General features: G+C 72.4%; 13 protein-coding genes and 1 pseudogene. 2 read left to right on the top strand and 12 right to left on the bottom strand.

Annotated elements, in window-relative coordinates; all coding sequences use genetic code 11:
* Positions 1–2: 2 nt before the first annotated feature.
* Positions 3–1796: an ABC-F family ATP-binding cassette domain-containing protein gene (locus BJ984_RS09245; protein ID WP_179547770.1), complete on the bottom strand. Its 1794-nt coding sequence runs from the start codon at positions 1794–1796 to the stop codon at positions 3–5.
* A 135-nt stretch (positions 1797–1931) separates the two neighbouring features.
* Here BJ984_RS09245 and BJ984_RS09240 point away from each other — a divergent pair, with 135 nt between their 5' ends.
* Entirely contained in the window at positions 1932–2816 is an 885-nt protein-coding gene (locus tag BJ984_RS09240) for a spermidine synthase (protein ID WP_179547769.1), read from the top strand.
* A gap of 183 nt (positions 2817–2999) precedes the next feature.
* On the opposite strand, the gene BJ984_RS09235 is transcribed toward BJ984_RS09240, so the two are convergent.
* Positions 3000–3629 carry a Pr6Pr family membrane protein gene (locus tag BJ984_RS09235; RefSeq protein WP_179547768.1) on the bottom strand — a complete coding sequence of 210 codons (630 nt, stop codon included), beginning with the start codon at positions 3627–3629 and terminating at the stop codon, positions 3000–3002.
* Between the two features lie 35 nt (positions 3630–3664).
* On the opposite strand from BJ984_RS09235, the gene BJ984_RS09230 reads away from it, so the two are divergent.
* Positions 3665–4231, top strand: a complete 567-nt coding sequence (locus tag BJ984_RS09230) for an adenine phosphoribosyltransferase (RefSeq protein WP_179547767.1) — start codon at positions 3665–3667, stop codon at positions 4229–4231.
* A gap of 152 nt (positions 4232–4383) precedes the next feature.
* Here BJ984_RS09230 and BJ984_RS09225 read toward each other — a convergent pair whose 3' ends face one another.
* The 10 genes and pseudogenes from BJ984_RS09225 to metG form a co-directional block, all read right to left on the bottom strand.
* Complete coding sequence (locus tag BJ984_RS09225) at positions 4384–5322, bottom strand: 4-(cytidine 5'-diphospho)-2-C-methyl-D-erythritol kinase (protein ID WP_179547766.1); 939 nt, start codon at positions 5320–5322, stop codon at positions 4384–4386.
* Between the two features lie 36 nt (positions 5323–5358).
* On the bottom strand, positions 5359–6393 hold the full coding sequence (locus tag BJ984_RS09220) for a nucleoside hydrolase (RefSeq protein WP_179547765.1): 1035 nt from the start codon (positions 6391–6393) through the stop codon (positions 5359–5361).
* A gap of 84 nt (positions 6394–6477) precedes the next feature.
* A complete protein-coding gene (locus BJ984_RS09215) occupies positions 6478–7380 on the bottom strand; it encodes an ABC transporter permease (protein WP_179547764.1) in 903 nt (300 codons plus the stop codon).
* Positions 7380–8528 (bottom strand): ABC transporter permease, encoded by a 1149-nt coding sequence (locus BJ984_RS09210; RefSeq protein WP_179547763.1) that lies wholly within the window; start codon positions 8526–8528, stop codon positions 7380–7382. The genes BJ984_RS09215 and BJ984_RS09210 overlap by 1 nt, the downstream gene beginning before the upstream one ends.
* A complete protein-coding gene (locus BJ984_RS09205) occupies positions 8525–10351 on the bottom strand; it encodes an ABC transporter ATP-binding protein (protein ID WP_179547762.1) in 1827 nt (608 codons plus the stop codon). Before BJ984_RS09205 ends, BJ984_RS09210 begins: the two co-directional genes overlap by 4 nt.
* A 6-nt stretch (positions 10352–10357) precedes the next feature.
* Positions 10358–11413 carry a BMP family ABC transporter substrate-binding protein gene (locus BJ984_RS09200; protein ID WP_179547761.1) on the bottom strand — a complete coding sequence of 352 codons (1056 nt, stop codon included), beginning with the start codon at positions 11411–11413 and terminating at the stop codon, positions 10358–10360.
* A gap of 261 nt (positions 11414–11674) precedes the next feature.
* Positions 11675–12469 (bottom strand): alpha/beta hydrolase, encoded by a 795-nt coding sequence (locus BJ984_RS09195; RefSeq protein WP_179547760.1) that lies wholly within the window; start codon positions 12467–12469, stop codon positions 11675–11677.
* Positions 12470–12798: 329 nt separating this feature from the next.
* Positions 12799–13626 (bottom strand): annotated as a pseudogene (gene rsmA / locus BJ984_RS09190) (16S rRNA (adenine(1518)-N(6)/adenine(1519)-N(6))-dimethyltransferase RsmA); the annotation flags it as partial.
* Positions 13627–13718: 92 nt separating this feature from the next.
* Positions 13719–14627 carry a TatD family hydrolase gene (locus BJ984_RS09185; RefSeq protein ID WP_373877400.1) on the bottom strand — a complete coding sequence of 303 codons (909 nt, stop codon included), beginning with the start codon at positions 14625–14627 and terminating at the stop codon, positions 13719–13721.
* Positions 14624–16192 (bottom strand): methionine--tRNA ligase, encoded by a 1569-nt coding sequence (gene metG / locus BJ984_RS09180; RefSeq protein WP_179547759.1) that lies wholly within the window; start codon positions 16190–16192, stop codon positions 14624–14626. The genes BJ984_RS09185 and metG overlap by 4 nt, the downstream gene beginning before the upstream one ends.
* Positions 16193–16259 lie beyond the last annotated feature (67 nt).

The following is a 16259-nucleotide window of genomic DNA, read 5'->3' as shown; positions in this document are numbered from 1 at the left end:
CGTCAGTCGTCCAGGAGCTCCGAGAGCTCCAGCCAGCGCGTCTCGTGCGCGGCGATCTGCGCCTCGGCCGCCTGCACCTCAGCCGTGAGCGAGCCGAGGCCGACGTAGTCGGACTGGTCGTGCTCCGCGAGGCGGTGCTGCAGCTTGTCGATCTGCTGCGTCTGCTTCTCGATCTTGCGCTCCAGCGACGAGCGCTCCTTCTCGGCGGCGCGGAGCTCGGCGCCGGCGAGTGCCGGTCCGGACGACTTGTGCCCCGCATCCGTCGCCTTCGTGCCCACCTCGAGCGAGCCCTCGCCGGCCTTGCGCAGGGTGAGGTACTGCTCGAGGCCGCCCGGCAGGTGGCGGAAGCGGCCGTTCAGCACGGCGTACTGCTGGTCGGTGACGCGCTCGAGCAGGTACCGGTCGTGCGAGACGACGAGCAGGGTGCCCGGGAAGGAGTCGAGCAAGTCCTCGAGGGCGGCGAGCATGTCGGTGTCGAGGTCGTTGGTCGGCTCGTCGAGGATGAGCACGTTCGGCTCGTCGAGCAGGATCAGCAGCAGCTGCAGGCGGCGCTTCTGCCCACCCGACAGGTCTTTCACGGGGGTCGACAGCTGGGCGCTGGTGAAGCCGAGGCGCTCGAGCAGCTGACCGGGGGTGAGTTCCTTGCCGCCCGCCACGTACGAGGTGCGGTAGCGGCCGATCACTTCGCTGACCCGGTCCTTCATCACGTCCTCGAGCTCGGCGAGCTGCTGCGTGAGGGTGGCGATCTTGACGGTCTTTCCGCGCTTGACGGTTCCGCTGGTGGGCTTCACGGCGCCGGTGACGAGACCGAGCAGCGTCGACTTGCCCGCGCCGTTCACGCCCAGGATGCCCGTGCGCTCGCCCGGGGCGATGCGCCACTCCACACCCTCCAGCACCTTCTTCTCGCCGAAGGAGACGCTCACGTCGAGCACGTCGACGACGTCCTTGCCGAGGCGCGCCGTGGCCATCTGGGTGAGGGAGACCGTGTCGCGGATGGGCGGCTCGTCGGCGATCAGAGCCTCGGCCGCATCGATGCGGAACTTGGGCTTCGCGGTGCGGGCCGGGGCGCCGCGACGCAGCCACGCCAGCTCCTTCTTCATCAGGTTCTGGCGCTTGGACTCGGTGGCGCTGGCCATCCGGTCGCGCTCGACACGCTGGAGGATGTAGGCCGCGTAGCCGCCCTCGAAAGGCTCGATGATGCGGTCGTGCACCTCCCAGGTCTGGTTGGAGACCTCGTCGAGGAACCACCGGTCGTGCGTCACGACGGCGAGACCGCCGCTCGAGGCCGGCCAGCGGCGCTTCAGGTGCTCCGCGAGCCAGGCGATGCCCTCGACGTCGAGGTGGTTGGTGGGCTCGTCGAGGAAGACGACGTCCCAGTCGCCGACGAGCAGGGCCGCGAGCGCGACGCGGCGGCGCTGACCGCCCGAGAGGGTGCCGATGACGGCCTCCCAGTCGATGTCGCCGAGCAGGCCTGCGATGACGTCGCGCACCTTCGGGTCGCCCGCCCAGACGTGCTCGTCGAGGTCGCCCACGACGGCCTGGGCCACGGTGAGCGAGGAGTCGACGGTGTCGGCCTGGTCGAGCATGCCGAGGGTCACGCCCCGGCGGCGGGTGACGCGGCCGCTGTCGGCTTCGATGCGGCCCGAGAGCAGGGAGAGCAGGGTCGACTTGCCGTCGCCGTTGCGCCCCACGATGCCGATGCGGTCGCCCTCGTTGATGCCGACGGTGACGGAATCGAAGATGACTCGGGTGGGATATTCGAGATGGAGCGCCTCAGCGCCCAGGAGATGAGCCACCTGTCGAGGGTACAGGGCGCGGATGTGAGCCCGGCCCAGCCTTCGGGCGCGACGGGCGCGGGGCACGGGGCGCGAGGGGCGCGACGGCGGGGTGACGCCGGGCGCGGTCGAGGGGCGCGCGCCTATGCTGGGCGGATGCTCGCCGATCGCCGCCGGTTCTCGTTCGCCTTCGACGGGCGCAAGGCCACCCTGAAGCGGGTGAACCGCGCGAGCGAGAGCTACGAGCTGAGCGTCGACGGCGTGGCGCAGTCGGTGGTGTCGTTGACGGATGCGCGGCTGCTCGCCTGGCCCTACGTGCAGCACATCGCCCGGGCGATCGACGCGGTCGCGGCGCCCGGCGCTCCGGTGTTCGCCGTGCATCTGGGTGCGGGGGCGATGGCGCTGCCGAGGTACGTGGCGGTGACGCGTCCGGGGTCGCCGCAGCTCGTGGTGGAGTTCGAGCGGGAGCTCTGCGAGGCGGTGCTGGCCGCACTGCCGCTGCCGGAGGGGGCGGACATCGCGATCGCCTTCGGCGACGCGCGGGCTCTCGCGGAGGCAGACGCGAGCACGAGTGGAAGCCCAGGCGCCGTCACGACCGCCGGCCGCGAGTGGCAGGGCGCCGAGGTGACGGTCGTCGATCTCTGGGACGCCGCTACGATCCGCGCCCACGTCGCGAGCCTCGAGTTCTACCGGCTCGTGGCCGCACGATCGGCTCCGGAGGGGCTGGTGGCGGTCAACCTGCTGGACGGGCATCCGTTCGAGTACGCGCGGGCGCAGGCGGCGACCCTTCGGAAGGTGTTCGCCGACGTGGCCGTGGTGACCGACTTCGACCCCGACGACGCGGACGGGCCGCTCGGCAACGTGGTCGTGCTGGCGAGCGGTGGGGCCGTGGCGGTGGCCGCGCATCCGGAGCTCTTCGGCGACGAGAGACCGTTCGTGCTGCACGGCGCCACCCTCGACACCTGGATCGGCGACGCGAAGGTGCTCACCGACGCCGATGGCGTCGACTCCCCCGACATCGACGACCCGCGCTGGGCCTGACGGTCGCCCGGCGGACGACCGCCGGACCTGGCGTCACGGCTTGGCCGGGCGCGGGCGGGGAGGAAGCGTTCCCATGTCATGCCTTTCGGATCGCCGGGACCTCGCCTCGACGCTGCCCGGATGCCGACACGGTAGCGCCGAACGCCGGAGCATCCGTCTGAGCACTTTCTACTCGGTGCTGGCTCAGCCTCGCAGCAGGCGGGTGCGGCTGAGGGCGACGACCGCGCAGCCCATCAGGCCGATGAACCCCGCGATGCCGAGCACGTACACCGCGACCGCGCCGTAGCCGCCGGGCTGCGAGGGGTCGAGGAAGGGGTACGGGTACCAGCCGACAAGCGGCCCGCGGATCATCGTGTAGACCGCCCAGGCGATCGGGAACGCGACGATCGCCCAGAGGGCGCTCCAGCGCAACGGCGACTTGCCGGGCGAGAGGATCCAGACGAGCACGATGTAGATCGGCGCGATCAGGTGCAGCACCTCGTTCGACCAGGCGAGCGTGCGCCCCTGCTCGAGCGTGATGCTGCGGAGCAGCAGGTTGTAGACGACGCCGGTCGTCGCCATGTAGGTCACGATGGCCGCGAGCGAGAGGTTGAACCAGGCCGGGTCGCGGCGCACGGTGAATGAGAAGTAGCCACCGACGAGCAGAGCGATCGCGGCGAGGGCGTTCGAGAGGATCGTGAAGTAGCTGAAGAAGTTCACCAGGAAGTGCGCGACGTCGGGCACCACGTCGAGGCTGTAGACCAGTTGCCCGACGATGGCCGCGATGACCACGCCGGCGGCCACCACCCTGATCACCCCGAACACTCTGCGCATGGGCACACTCTAGCGACGGGCTCTACGATTGACGGATGCCCGATCAGAACGCACCCGTCGCCCCTGCCGTCTCGCCCGCCGTGGTGGAGGCCATCCGCTCGGGCATGACCGAGACGCCCGACTTCCCGTCGGAGGGGATCCTGTTCCGCGACCTGTCGGGGCTGTTCGCCGACGCGGACGGGCTGCGGACCGTGGCGGCGGCGCTCGTGGAGGGCTTCGGCCCTCTCGACGCGGTGGCCGGGGTCGAGGCCCGGGGGTTCGTGCTGGGGGCGGCGGCTGCCGTCGCGACCGGTCACGGGATGCTCGCGGTGCGCAAAGCGGGCAAGCTGCCCGGCGAGGTGCTGAGCGAGAGCTACGCGCTGGAGTACGGGTCGGCGAGCCTCGAGGTGCATCCGTCGACGCTGCCGGCGGGGGCGCGCGTGGTGATCGTCGACGACGTACTGGCGACGGGCGGGACGCTGGCCGCGACGATCCGGCTGATGGAGCGCGCGGGGTGGGACGTCGTGGGAGTCGCCGTCGTGCTCGAGCTCGAGGCGCTCGGCGGCCGCGCGGCGCTCGCCGCCGCGACCGCGGCCCCCGTGAAGGCGCTGCTCGCCCTCTGACGCCCGCCGCCCTCGCCTCGCCGACGCGAGGCGCAGCGGTGAGTCGCGGGAAAAGGTCGCGATTTGAGGCGAGTCGCGGCAAATGGCGGCGGTTTGGCGCGACTCACCGCCACCCGGGCGCCGTTCGGCAGCGGGGGGCGGGGCGAGCGGGGCTAGTCGGCGACGACGCGGGCACCCGCGACCGGGCCCGTGACGCGCACGACGTGGTGGCGCGCGGCGCTCAGCGCGATCTGCAGTTCGAGGGCGCCGTCGAGGTCGGCCGCCAGGAACGCGATGGTGGGGCCCGAGCCCGAGACGATGCCCGCGAGGGCGCCGTTCTGCTCCCCCACCTCGAGCACCGAGGCGAGCCCCGGGCTCAGGTGCAGCGCCGGCGCCTGCAGGTCGTTGCTCAGCGACTCCGCGAGCATGTGCGGATCACCCGCCCGCAGCGCCTGCAGCACGTCGGCGTCAACGGTGGGCTGGCCCTGGGCCGGGAAGATGTCCTGCGCGTGGCGCTCGCGGTGCCGGTCGAGCTCGCGGTAGACCTCAGGCGTCGAGACGCCGTGCTCGGGCAGCACGAGCACCCACTGGAACTGCCCCTTGGCGAGCGCGGGGCTCAGCTGGTCGCCGCGTCCGGTGCCGATGGCCGTGCCTCCGGCGAGGGCGAAGGGCACGTCGGCGCCGAGCTCGGCGGCCAGCGTGTGCAGCTCGTCGCGGCCGAGGTCGGTTCCCCAGAGCGTGTCGCAGGCCAGAAGGGCGGCCGCAGCATCCGCCGACCCGCCGCCCATTCCGCCCGCGATCGGCACGTTCTTCGAGATGCGCAGCGAGACGCCCTCGCGGTAGCCGGCCCGCCGGGCGAGCAGGCGCGCCGCCCGGATCGCGAGGTTCGACCCGTCGGTCTCGAGCCCTGAGGTGTCGATGTGGCCGCCCTCGAAGACGACCGAGAAGTCGCTCGCTGGGCTGGCGAAGACGTCTTCGTAGAGCGAGACGGCCTGGTAGGCGGTGGCGACGTCGTGGTACCCGTCGGACATCACCGCACCGACCTTGAGGAACACGTTGATCTTGCCGGGAGCCCGGACGTGCACGGTCTTCGGTGCGCCCCGGTCGTTCATGCCCTCCAACCTATCCCACGCCGCAGACGCCCTCGGTCAGTGCCCCGACAGCACCCGCACGAAGTCGGCGAGGAACGCCTCGCGGTCGACGTCGAGCACCACCACCGTGTCGGGAGCCGGAGAACTCTGCCACGACACCGGCAGCCCCGTCGCGGTGCGCATGAGGTGCGCGCGCGTGGCGAAGCCGTCGCTCGTGATGTTGACGGGGCCGATGGTGGCCGAGGTGATCCACTCGGGGTGCACCAGCAGCGCCGCCGCGAGCCCGTCGTGCGCCGGGGAGACACGGCGGCCCCAGGAGTACTGGTAGAAGTCCATGTACGCCTCGAGAACCTGCGCCGAGAAGGTGCCCCACTCGGTGCCGGCGCGGTGCAGGGCCTGCACGGCCTGCTCGTCGACGATCGTGTGGGCGGTGACGTTGACGCCGACCATCACGAGCTGACGGCGCGGGGCCGCGAACACCCGGCGGGCGGCCTCGGCGTCGTTGTGGATGTTCGCGTCGACCATCTGCACGGTGCCGAGCGGCGGGAACGGACCGGATCCGCCCATGATGACCACCGAGCGGTAGAGCGTCAGCAGTTCGGGCTCGATCTCGAGGGCGAGGCCGAGGTTCGTCAGCGGCCCGACGGGCAGCAGGTCGTAGTAGCCGGGCTTGGAGCGCCCCAGCTCGACGAGCAGCTCGGCGCTCGAGAGCGGCGAGAGGTTCTTCGGGGCGATCGGGTCGGACCAGAGGTCGCCGAGGCCGTCGCGGCCGTGCACGTGCCCGGCGATGCGCGGCTCGCCGTCGATGGGGCCGGCGGCGCCACGGGCGACGAGCACGTCCTCGAGGCCGGCGAGCTTCTGCACGCGGGCGATGTTCGTCAGCGCCGCCTCGACGGGGGTGTTGCCGTAGACGCTCGTGATGGCCGAGATCTCGGCGTCGTCGCGGCCGGCCAGGTAGAGCAGGGCGAGCGCGTCGTCGATGCCGGTGTCGGTGTCGACGACGATGTGGCGGGTCTCGCGAGCGGGGGTGCCGGTGGCCGGGGCGGGTGTGGCCTGGGCGGGCGTGGTGGCGGTGGCCGGGGCGTCGGTCATGGTGCGTCCTTCGGTGCGGTCAGGTGAGGGGGCGGATGCTCGGCCACTGCGCGGGGCGAGTGGCGGTGCGACGGGGCGGGTGGATCAGGTGCTGGTGAGCGAGGCGCGCTTCGCGAAGCGGATGCGGGTGGCCACCAGCACGAGCAGCGTGATCGCGTAGGGGGCCGCGTCGGTGAGCTGCTGAGGGGCGCCGATGCCCTGCAGGCGGAAGCCGAGCGCCTCGGCCGCGCCGAAGCCCAGGCACGCGACGGGCAGCCAGAGGGGGCGGCCGGCGACGAGCATGACGGCGGCGACGGCGATCCAGCCGCGGCCGGCGGTCATGTTCTCGGTGAAGACGGTCACGTTGCCGAGGGCCAGCTGGGCGCCGGCGATGCCGCAGAGGGCGCCGCCCGCGATGGTGACCCAGGTCTGGTACGAGGCGACGTTCACGCCGAGGGCGGCGGCGGCATCCGGATGCTCGCCCACGCCCCGGAGGCGGAGGCCCCCCGCCGAGCGCTTCAGCCACAGCCCCACGGCGACGATGAGCACGAAGGCGAGCGGCACGAGCGCCGTCTGGCCCGCGAAGATCGGGCCGATCACCGGGACGTCGGCGAGGAACGCCATCTTCGGCAGCCCCTCGAGGCCGCGCGGCGAGAACGACCCCGAGGTGTCGAAGAGCACCCGCAGCAGGAACCCGGTGAGCCCGATTGCGAGGAGGTTCGTGCCGATCGCGATGATGATGGGGTCGGCGTGCCAGCGGGCGGCGCCGACGGCGAGCACCACCGAGAACAGGGCGGTCGAGACGAGTGCGGTGAGCACACCGCCCCAGGCGCTGCCCGTGTAGTAGCTGCCTGCGACCGCGGCGAAGGCGCCCCAGAGCATCTGGCCCTCGAGGGCGATGTTGAACACGCCGACCTGGGCCGAGATCGCTCCGGCGAGTGCGGCGTAGAGGATGGGCGTCGCCGCGAGGAGGACAGCCGCCACGAAGCCGAGTTCGAAGACGTGCATCAGGCCGAGCTCCTCTCGGTGCGCCGCTGGTCGAGCACGGTGCGGAGGGCGAGCACGACGATCACGACGCCCTGCAGCACGTCGGACAGCTGCCGGGGCACATCGGCCGAGCGCTCCATGCCGGCGCCGCCGACCTGAAGCACGGTGAACAGGATGGCGGTGACCGGGATCAGCGCCGGGCGACCGCCCGCGAGCAGGGCCGCAGCGAGGCCGGCGAAGGTGTATCCGGGCGAGATGAGCGCACCGTCGATGAGGCGGAACGGCGACGACATCACGATCACGGCGCCGACCACGCCCGCGGCGGCACCGGCGGCAGCCATCGCGCCGAGGGCCAGACGGCCGACGCGCACGCCGCCGTAGGCGCCGAAGCGGCGGTTCGCGCCGACCACGCGGAGCTCGAAGCCGACGGCGGTGCGCGAGTCGACGACCCAGAACACGACCATCAGCAGCACGATGATGATGAGGCCGGCGTTGGAGTACGACAGGTCGCCGAGCGCCCACATGCGCGCGCCCTCGGGCAGGCGGGTGGTCTGGGCGACCGCAGATCCGGCCTCGCCGAGGGGGAAGCGCACCAGGTAGCTGACCACGGCGACGGCCACCGGGCTGAGCAGCAGGGTCGAGATGATGATCGGGATGCCGAAGCGGGTGGCCAGCGGGGCCGAGATCGCTCCGAAGGCGCCCGCGACGACCGCCGCACCGATGACGGCGAGCGGGATGAGGACGATCGAGGGCAGCGGCAGGCTCGACGCGATGACGGTGGCGGTGAGGCCGCCGAGCACGAGCTGTCCGTTGCCGCCGAGGTTGAACTCGCCCATGCGCAGCGGGATCGCGGCCGCCAGCGCCATGCCGCAGATGAAGGCCCAGACCGAGAAGGTGTAGTCGAGCTGGCCGGGGTCGAGCGAGTTCTGGATGACGGCGGTGTAGGCGGTGATCGGGTCGAGGCCGGCCGCGAGGATGATCACGGCGCCGATCAGCAGGGCGAGCACGACGGCGCCGATGGGCACGACGGCCGGGTGGCGCAGGGCGGCGGTGGCGAGGCGGCGGCCGCGGCTCGGCGCCTTCGCGTCACCGGCGGCCGGTGTCGCGGGCCCGCGGGACGAGCCGGGGGCGCCGCTCGCGCCGGGGGTGGTCTCGGGTGGGGCGGTCATGCGCGGTCTCCGTCGTGGGGCGCGGTGGGGTCGGGCGCGGTGGCGCCGGGGACGTCGCCCGTCTCGCGAGGCGCGCGGCCCCACGCGGCGTGGGCGGTGTCGGCCTCGCGGGACGTCGCTGCGAAGTGGGAGCGAGAGGCCTCATCACCGTCGGTGCCGGATGCCGGAACGTCGGCGGCGTTAGCGGTCAAGGTGGGATCGGCGGCGTCGGAAGCCTCGGTCGGATCAGCGGCGGCGGCGCCCGCCATCGCCGCGCCGATGCGCTCGGTGGTGGCCTCGGCCGCCGTGAACGAGGCGACGATCGCGCCGCCGTACATCACGAGCACCCGGTCGGCCAGGGCGAGCAGCTCGCTGATCTCGTGCGAGACCAGCAGGACGCCGTTGCCCGCCGCCCGGTAGTCGAGCAGCCGCCCGTGGATCGCCTCGATCGCCCCGACGTCGACGCCCTGCGTCGGCTGCTCGGCGATCAGCAGGGGCGCCCCGTGCGCGAGCTCGCGCGCCACGACGACCTTCTGCGCGTTGCCGCCCGAGAGCGACCCGATCAGCTGCTGCTCCCCCGAGGTGCGCACGTCGTAGTCGGCGATCAGCTCGCGGGCCTGCGACCGTTCGACCTTCAGCGACATCCACCCGCGACGGATGCCCGTGCTCGCCCCGATCGGAGCGCTGCGGTGATGGCCGAGCGCCGCGTTCTCGGCGACCGTCATGGTGACGGCGCTGCCCTCGCCTCGGCGGTCCTCGGGGATGACGGCGAGCCCCCGCGCACGCCGATCCCGCACCGAGGCTCCGGTGACGTCGGCGCCGGCCAGGCGCACGTGCCCCGCCGCGACCCCGAGGGTCCCGAGCACCGCGGCCACGAGCTCGTGCTGTCCGTTGCCCGAGACCCCGGCGATGCCGACGATCTCGCCGCGCCGCACCGAGAGCGATACGTCGGACACGACGGTGCGCCGACCATCCGACACCGACAGGCCCTCGACCTCGAGCACGGTCTCGCCCGGCGTGCCCGTGCCCGGGTTCTTGACCTCGGCGATCGCCCGCCCGGTCATCGCCCGCACCAGCTCGGCCGCCGAGGCGTCGCGCGTCGCGAACCGCCCGGTGACCCGGCCGTCGCGCAGCACGGTGACCTCGTCGCTGACGGCGAGCACCTCGTGGATCTTGTGCGTGACCAGCACGACGGTGGTGCCCGCGTCGGCCGCGCGCCGGATGACGGCGAACAGGCTGTCGACCTCGCTCGGCGTGAGCACGGCGGTGGGTTCGTCGAGGATGAGGATGCGGGCGTCCCGGTGCAGCGCCTTGAGGATCTCGACGCGCTGCCGCGCCCCGGCCGACAGCGAGCCCACGACGGCCGCGGGGTCGGTGTCGAGACCGTAGCGGGCGGCCAGTTCGCGCACCCGCGCATCCGCTGCCCGTCGGTCGACGAAGGCCCGGCCGAAGACGCCCGGGCGCCGGGGCTCGGCCCCGTAGACGACGTTGTCGGCGACGCTCATCGTGTCGAAGAGGCGGAAGTGCTGGTGCACCATGCCGAGCCCCGCGGCGATCGCGTCGAGCGGTCCGGCGAAGCGCATCGAGCGCCCGTCGACCCTGATCTCTCCCGAGTCAGGCTCGAGCAGCCCGAACAGCATCGACATGAGCGTCGACTTGCCGGCGCCGTTCTCGCCCATCACCGCGTGCACGGTGCCGCGGCGCAGCACGAGGTCGACCCCGTCGTTCGCGACGACGGAGCCGAACCTCTTGCCGATGCCGATCAGCTCGACCGCGGCCGCTCCCTCGACGGGTGCGGGCGGCCGAGCTGCGTCGGCGGCATCATCGGATGCGCTAGAGACCATGCAGGACTAGCCGGCGGTCAGCGGGTCGGTCACCGTGATCTCGCCCGAGACGATCTGGTCACGCACGGCGGCGACCTTCTCGATCACGTCGGGGTGGTCGGCGATGAGGCACTGCGAGTCGGCGACGCCGTCTTCGAGGCCCGTGAGGCTGACGCCGCCCTCGGCCAGGCCGTAGGAGGTGAAGCCGCCGGTGGTGCCGTCGAGGATGTCGCCGACGGAGTTGACGAGAGCGACGTCGACGCGCTTGATCGCGTTGTCGACGACGTTGCCGGGCGAGTCGAGGCACTGGTTCGTGTCGACGCCGAAGGCCTTGAAGCCGGCCTCGGAGGCCGCCTCGAAGACGCCCAGGTTGCCGCCGGACGCCGCAGCCTGCACGTAGTCGGCACCGCCGTCGGCGAGGATCTGCGCCTGCGCCTTGGAGCGGGCCTGATCGCCGAACGGATTGTCGCCGCCGACGTACTGCACGGCGGTCTTCACGCCGGGCTTGACGCTCTCGGCGCCCGCGAAGAACGGGTCGACCCAGCGGTGCAGGAACGGGGTGTCGAGCGAGGCGACGACGCCGACGTTGCCGCTCTCGCTGAGGAGGCCGGCCTCGACGCCGGTGAGGTAGGTGGCCTCGTACTCCTTGAACACGGCGGCGGTGAGGTTCTCGGTGGGCTCCTCGGCCGAGGTGTCGATCAGCAGGAACTGCTGGTCGGGGTAGTCGGCGGCGGCCTGGGTGATCTGGTCGAGCACGCTGAAGCTGACGCCGATGATGATGCTCGGCTTCTCGCGCACGGCGGCGTCGATGTTCTGCTGGATGCTCGTCGGGTCTTCGCTCTCGTACACGTCGACGCTGGCGCCGTACTTCTCGCCGGCCTCCTCGGCGCCGTCGGCGGCGAGCTGCAGGAAGTTGTTCGACCCGATCGGGGTGGGGGTGATCAGGATGATCGACTCGTCGGTGGCACCGGTGCCGTCGCCGCTGCCGTCTCCTTCGCCGCCCCCGCTCGAGCAGGCGGCTACGGATGCGACGAGTCCGACGGCGAGTGCTGCGGCACCCGCTCGGCGCGCGAATTTCGACATGGGTGTCCCCTTACAAAGTGGATCTGCTGTGATTGGGCGGCCGCACCTCGGGGCCGCGTTCCATCTTAACGGGACGGTGCGTCCCGACCTGCGCTCGGGACACATAACGAAACACACTCGTCACATCGTCGATCTGTGCAGGAGTGGACGCTCGGGCCCTGGACGCCAGGGCCATTGGCGGGCCCTCGCCTCGGCCGTGGTCGCGCCTCGGCCGTGATCGCGCCTCGGCCGTGATCGCGCCTCGGCCGTGGTCGCGCCGTGTCAGAGGACGCCGGGCAGCCCGTCGTGCAGGGCGAGCGCCTCGGCGACCACCCGCTCGGGGTCGTCGCGCTGGATCGAGTGCGCCGCACCGTCGACGACGGCGAAGTCGAACGTCGGCGATGCCGCGCTCAGCCGCTCCCCCTCGGCGGTCGTGAACGAGGCACCCTGCTCCTGATCGGCGGCCAGCACCCTCACCCTCGAGCGGATGCCCGCCGCGACCGGCTCGAGCTGCCACCGTTCGTTGTCCCGCACGGTCCGCTCCACGACATAGGGGCTGACGAGCCGGGCGGCGGTGGCCTTCTGGGTGGCGTCCTCGGTGTGCCAACGTGGATTCGCGGCGAGCAGCGCCGCCGGGTCGAGCTCGCCGAGCTCGGCGACGAGGTCGGTCACGAGGGCGTCGTGGCGCTCCTCGGGCACGTCGAGCACCGGGTCGAGCAGCAGCAGGGCGCGGGCCCAGTGGTGGTGGCGGGCGGCCGCGACCGTCGCGACGGCGCCGCCGAGGGAGTGGCCGATCACGAGGTCCCAGCCGCGCACCGGGTTGCCGGGGGGCGCGAGGGTGAGCACGTCACCCGCGTAGTCGTCGAGGGCGTAGCCGAGCGTGCGGGGCGAGGCCCCGTGCCCGCGGAGGTCGGCGGCGGTGACCGACCAGCCCTCGGCGGCCAGGGCGGCGGCGACCTGCCACCAGGTGCCGGCGGACGAGGTCAGGCCGTGCAGCAGCAGCGCGGCCGGGCGCGCATCGGGCGGCCCCCAGCGCAGGGTCGAGAGCTGGACGGGGTAGGCGGCGTTCGACGTCACCCTCCGATCGTTCCACCTCCCGGCGCCGTTCGGCACCTCCGGGTCGCCCCGCGACGTGAGTCGCACCCCACCGTCCCGGGCGGGGTCGCGCTCCGGCGGTCGGGCGGGATCGGGCGCGGCTGGATGGATCAGGGGGCGCCGTCGATGGGTTCGGACGCCGCCTGGGCGGGCGCGGGCGCGGGCGCGGGCTGGGCGGGCTCGGCCTCGGCGGGCGCGGGCTCGGCGGGCGCGGCCTCGGCGGGCGCGAGCTGGGCGGGCGGGGGCTCGGCGGGCGCGGCCTCGGCGGGAGGTTGGGCGGGCGCGGCCTCGGCGGAAGGTTCGGCTGCCGCGGCGGCGCGGGCTACCGCGAGGAAGTCGCGGACCGTGAGGGACTCGCCGCGGGAGGTGGGCGCGACGCCCGCCGCCTCGAGGACGGCCGTGGCGCGCTGGGAGTCACCGAGCACCTCGCTGAGGGACTGGCGGAGCATCTTGCGGCGCTGGCCGAAGGCGGCGTCGACGAGGGCGAAGGTGCGCACGCGCAGCTCCTCCGAGTCGAGGCCCGAGCCGACGCGGTCGAAGGCCACCAGCACCGAGTCGACGTTCGGCACCGGCCAGAAGACCTGGCGGCTGACCTGGCCGGCCGTGCGCCAGTCGCCGTACCAGGCCGCCTTCACCGACGGCGAGCCGTAGACCTTCGAACCGGGGTCGGCGGCGAGGCGGTGGCCGACCTCGGCCTGCACCATGACGACACCGGAGCGGATCGACGGGAAGTGCTCGAGCAGGTGCAGCAGCACCGGCACCGAGACGTTGTAGGGCAGGTTGGCGACCAGGCGGGTGGGGTCGCCCGGCAGCGAGCGGATGCGCAGTGCGTCGTCGCGGATCACCGTGAGCCGCGCATCCGGAGCCAGCTGCGACACCGTCAGCGGCAGCTGCTCGGCGAGGCGGTGGTCGATCTCGACGGCGACGACCTCGGAGCCCGCCTCAAGGAGGCCGAGGGTGAGCGAGCCGAGGCCGGGGCCGACCTCGACGACGACGTCGCCCGCCTCGACCCTGGCGACGCGCACGATCTTGCGCACGGTGTTGGCGTCGATGACGAAGTTCTGCCCGAGCTTCTTCGTGGGCGTCAGGTCGAGCAGCCCCGCGAGGTCGCGGATCTCGGCCGGCCCCAGCAACGACACCGCCGCAGCGGGCGTGGCCGAAGCAGAGTCGGCCGCACGGGCGGACGAGTCGGGCGCGCGGGGAGACGCGTCGGCCGGCGAAGCGGGGTCGGTCACGAGGCCTGCACCGGCTCGTCCTCCCAGCGGCCGTAGACCAGCTCGGTGTTCGAGGAGATCTGGGCGGCGAGCATGGAGACGTCGGTGCCGAGGTGCGCAGCCATCGCACGCAGGGTGTGCGGGATGAGGTAGGGCGCGTTCGGCCGGCCGCGGTAGGGCATCGGCGTGAGGTACGGAGCGTCGGTCTCGACGAGGAGGAGCGCTCGGGGCGCCGTCTCGAGGGCCTCGCGGAGGTTGTGCGCGTTCTTGAACGTGACGTTGCCGGCGAACGACATGTACCAGCCGTTCTCGGTGCAGATGCGGGCCAGCTCGGCGTCGCCGGAGAAGCAGTGGAACACGGTGCGCTCGGGCGCGCCGACGCGCTTCAGCGTCTCGATGACCTCGGCGTGGGCGTCGCGGTCGTGGATCTGCAGCGCGATGCCGTTCTCTTTCGCGATCTCGATGTGCGCCTCGAAGGAGCGGTACTGCGCCGCCCGGCCCTCCTCACCCGTGCGGTAGAAGTCGAGGCCGGTCTCGCCGACGGCGCGCACACGCGGCCAGCCCGCCAGCTCGGCGATCTCGGCCAGAGCCGCGTCGAGCCCGCCGGCGGCGGCGTACTCGGGCGCCTCGTTCGGGTGCAGCGCGACTGCGGCCAGCATGCGGGGCTCCCGTGCGGCCTGCTCGGCCGACCAGCGGCTCGTCTCGAGGTCGGTGCCGACCTGAACCACACCGCGGACGCCGACGGCCGATGCTCGGTCGAGGTGCTCGCGGTAGTCGATCGGGTCGGAGGTGTCGGCGATCTCGAGATGCGTGTGGTTGTCGTAGACGGGAACGACGAGCGCCTCGGGCAGCGGCGGGTAGCTCTGGTCGCCGCGGTCGGAGGGCTCGCGCGTGCGCAGGTGGTCGGGCAGCTCGGGCGAGCTCACGACGCCTCCACCTCGATGCGCGGGAAGAGCGCCTCAAGCGGCTGCACGCGGTCGCCCCCCTGCCATTCGTAGGCGGTGCGGATGCTCTGCTCCTGCACGGTGCCAGCGCCGGCCAGCGCCGTCCACAGCTTGGCCGCCGCCTCGGGCACCACCGGCGAGAGCAGCACAGCCAGCGTGCCGAGGCCGCGGAGCGCCGTGCTCAGCACCGTGGCGAGCCGGTCGGCGTTCGCCGGGTCTTTCGCGAGCCCCCAGGGCTCCTGCACGGTGATGTAGCCGTTCAGCTCGTCGACCAGCTCCCAGATGCGCGCGAGCGCCTCGTGCACGGCCAGGCGCGAGATGGCCTCGTCGGCGGCCGCGGTGACGCGACGCTCGGTGTCGCGGATCGCGAGCTCCGCATCCGTCACCGACGCCTCGACCGCCGCCGGCACGGCGCCGTCGAAGTACCGGTTCACCATCGCGATCACCCGCGAGGCGAGGTTGCCGAAGCCATTGGCGAGCTCGGCCTGGTAGCGGGCCGACAGGTCTTCCCACGAGAACGAGCCGTCTTGCCCGAAGCTGATGGCGCGCATGAAGTAGTAGCGGAACGCGTCGGAGCCGAAGGTGTCGGTGATCTGCTCGGGCGCGATGCCGGTGAGCTTCGACTTCGACATCTTCTCGCCGCCGACCAGCAGCCAGCCGTGGCCGTAGACCTGCTTCGGCACCTCGAGACCCGCGGCCATCAGCATGGCCGGCCAGATGACGGCGTGGAAGCGGGCGATGTCTTTGCCGACGATGTGGGTCGCCGGCCAGAGACGCGCGAACTTCTCCTCGTCGGAGCCGTAGCCAGCGGCAGTCGCGTAGTTGAGCAGCGCGTCGAACCAGACGTAGACGACGTGTGACTCGTCCCACGGCACCTTGATGCCCCAGTCGAAGGTCTGCCGCGAGATGGACAGGTCGGTGAGCCCTCTGCGCACGAACGAGACGATCTCGTTGCGCACGCTCTCGGGCTGCACGAAGTCGGGCCGCTCCTCGTAGAGGTCGAGCAGCCGCTGGGTGAAGTCGCTCATGCGGAAGAAGTAGTTGCGCTCCTTGAGCAGCTCGACGGGCTTGGAGTGGATGGCGCAGACCAGCTGCCCCTCGTACTGCCCCGTGCCGTCGACCAGGTCGGAGAGCTGCTTGTACTCCTCGCAGCCGACGCAGTAGTAGCCCTCGTACTCGCCGGTGTAGATGTAGCCCGCGTCGTAGAGGCGCTGCAGGAACAGCTGCACGTTGACCTCGTGCCGCTCGTCGGTGGTGCGGATGAAGTCGTCGTTGGAGATGTCGATCGTCTCGAGCAGCGGCTGCCACGCCTCGGCCACGAGCTTGTCGGCCCACTCCTTCGGGGTGACGCCGTTGGCGGTCGCGGTGCGCAGGATCTTCTGCCCGTGCTCGTCGGTGCCCGTGAGGAACCAGGTGTCGTCGCCGGCCTGGCGGTGCCAGCGCGCGAGGACGTCGGCGGCGACCTCGGTGTAGGCGTGCCCGATGTGGGGCACGTCGTTCACGTAGAAGATCGGCGTGGTGATGTAAAACGCGGAGCCGGCGGACATGCTGACCATCCTAAAGGGGGCGGATGCGCGTGCCGGGCCGCGTGACGGGCTGTGCAGAGGTGCGCAC

This window comes from Herbiconiux flava (assembly GCF_013409865.1).
Classification (GTDB): Bacteria; Actinomycetota; Actinomycetes; order Actinomycetales; family Microbacteriaceae; genus Herbiconiux; species Herbiconiux flava.
The sequence above is the reverse complement of the archived record's forward strand: the minus strand, read 5'-3'. Positions and strand labels throughout refer to the sequence as shown.

Coding starts and splice junctions, on each gene's coding strand:
- BJ984_RS09240 (WP_179547769.1), top strand. CDS start 1,932: ATGCTCGCCGATCGCCGCCGGTTCTCGTTCGCCTTCGACGGGCGCAAG.
- metG (WP_179547759.1), bottom strand. CDS start 16,192: ATGTCCGCCGGCTCCGCGTTTTACATCACCACGCCGATCTTCTACGTG.
- BJ984_RS09200 (WP_179547761.1), bottom strand. CDS start 11,413: ATGTCGAAATTCGCGCGCCGAGCGGGTGCCGCAGCACTCGCCGTCGGA.
- BJ984_RS09205 (WP_179547762.1), bottom strand. CDS start 10,351: ATGGTCTCTAGCGCATCCGATGATGCCGCCGACGCAGCTCGGCCGCCC.
- BJ984_RS09220 (WP_179547765.1), bottom strand. CDS start 6,393: ATGACCGACGCCCCGGCCACCGCCACCACGCCCGCCCAGGCCACACCC.
- BJ984_RS09210 (WP_179547763.1), bottom strand. CDS start 8,528: ATGACCGCCCCACCCGAGACCACCCCCGGCGCGAGCGGCGCCCCCGGC.
- BJ984_RS09215 (WP_179547764.1), bottom strand. CDS start 7,380: ATGCACGTCTTCGAACTCGGCTTCGTGGCGGCTGTCCTCCTCGCGGCG.
- BJ984_RS09230 (WP_179547767.1), top strand. CDS start 3,665: ATGCCCGATCAGAACGCACCCGTCGCCCCTGCCGTCTCGCCCGCCGTG.
- BJ984_RS09235 (WP_179547768.1), bottom strand. CDS start 3,629: ATGCGCAGAGTGTTCGGGGTGATCAGGGTGGTGGCCGCCGGCGTGGTC.
- BJ984_RS09225 (WP_179547766.1), bottom strand. CDS start 5,322: ATGAACGACCGGGGCGCACCGAAGACCGTGCACGTCCGGGCTCCCGGC.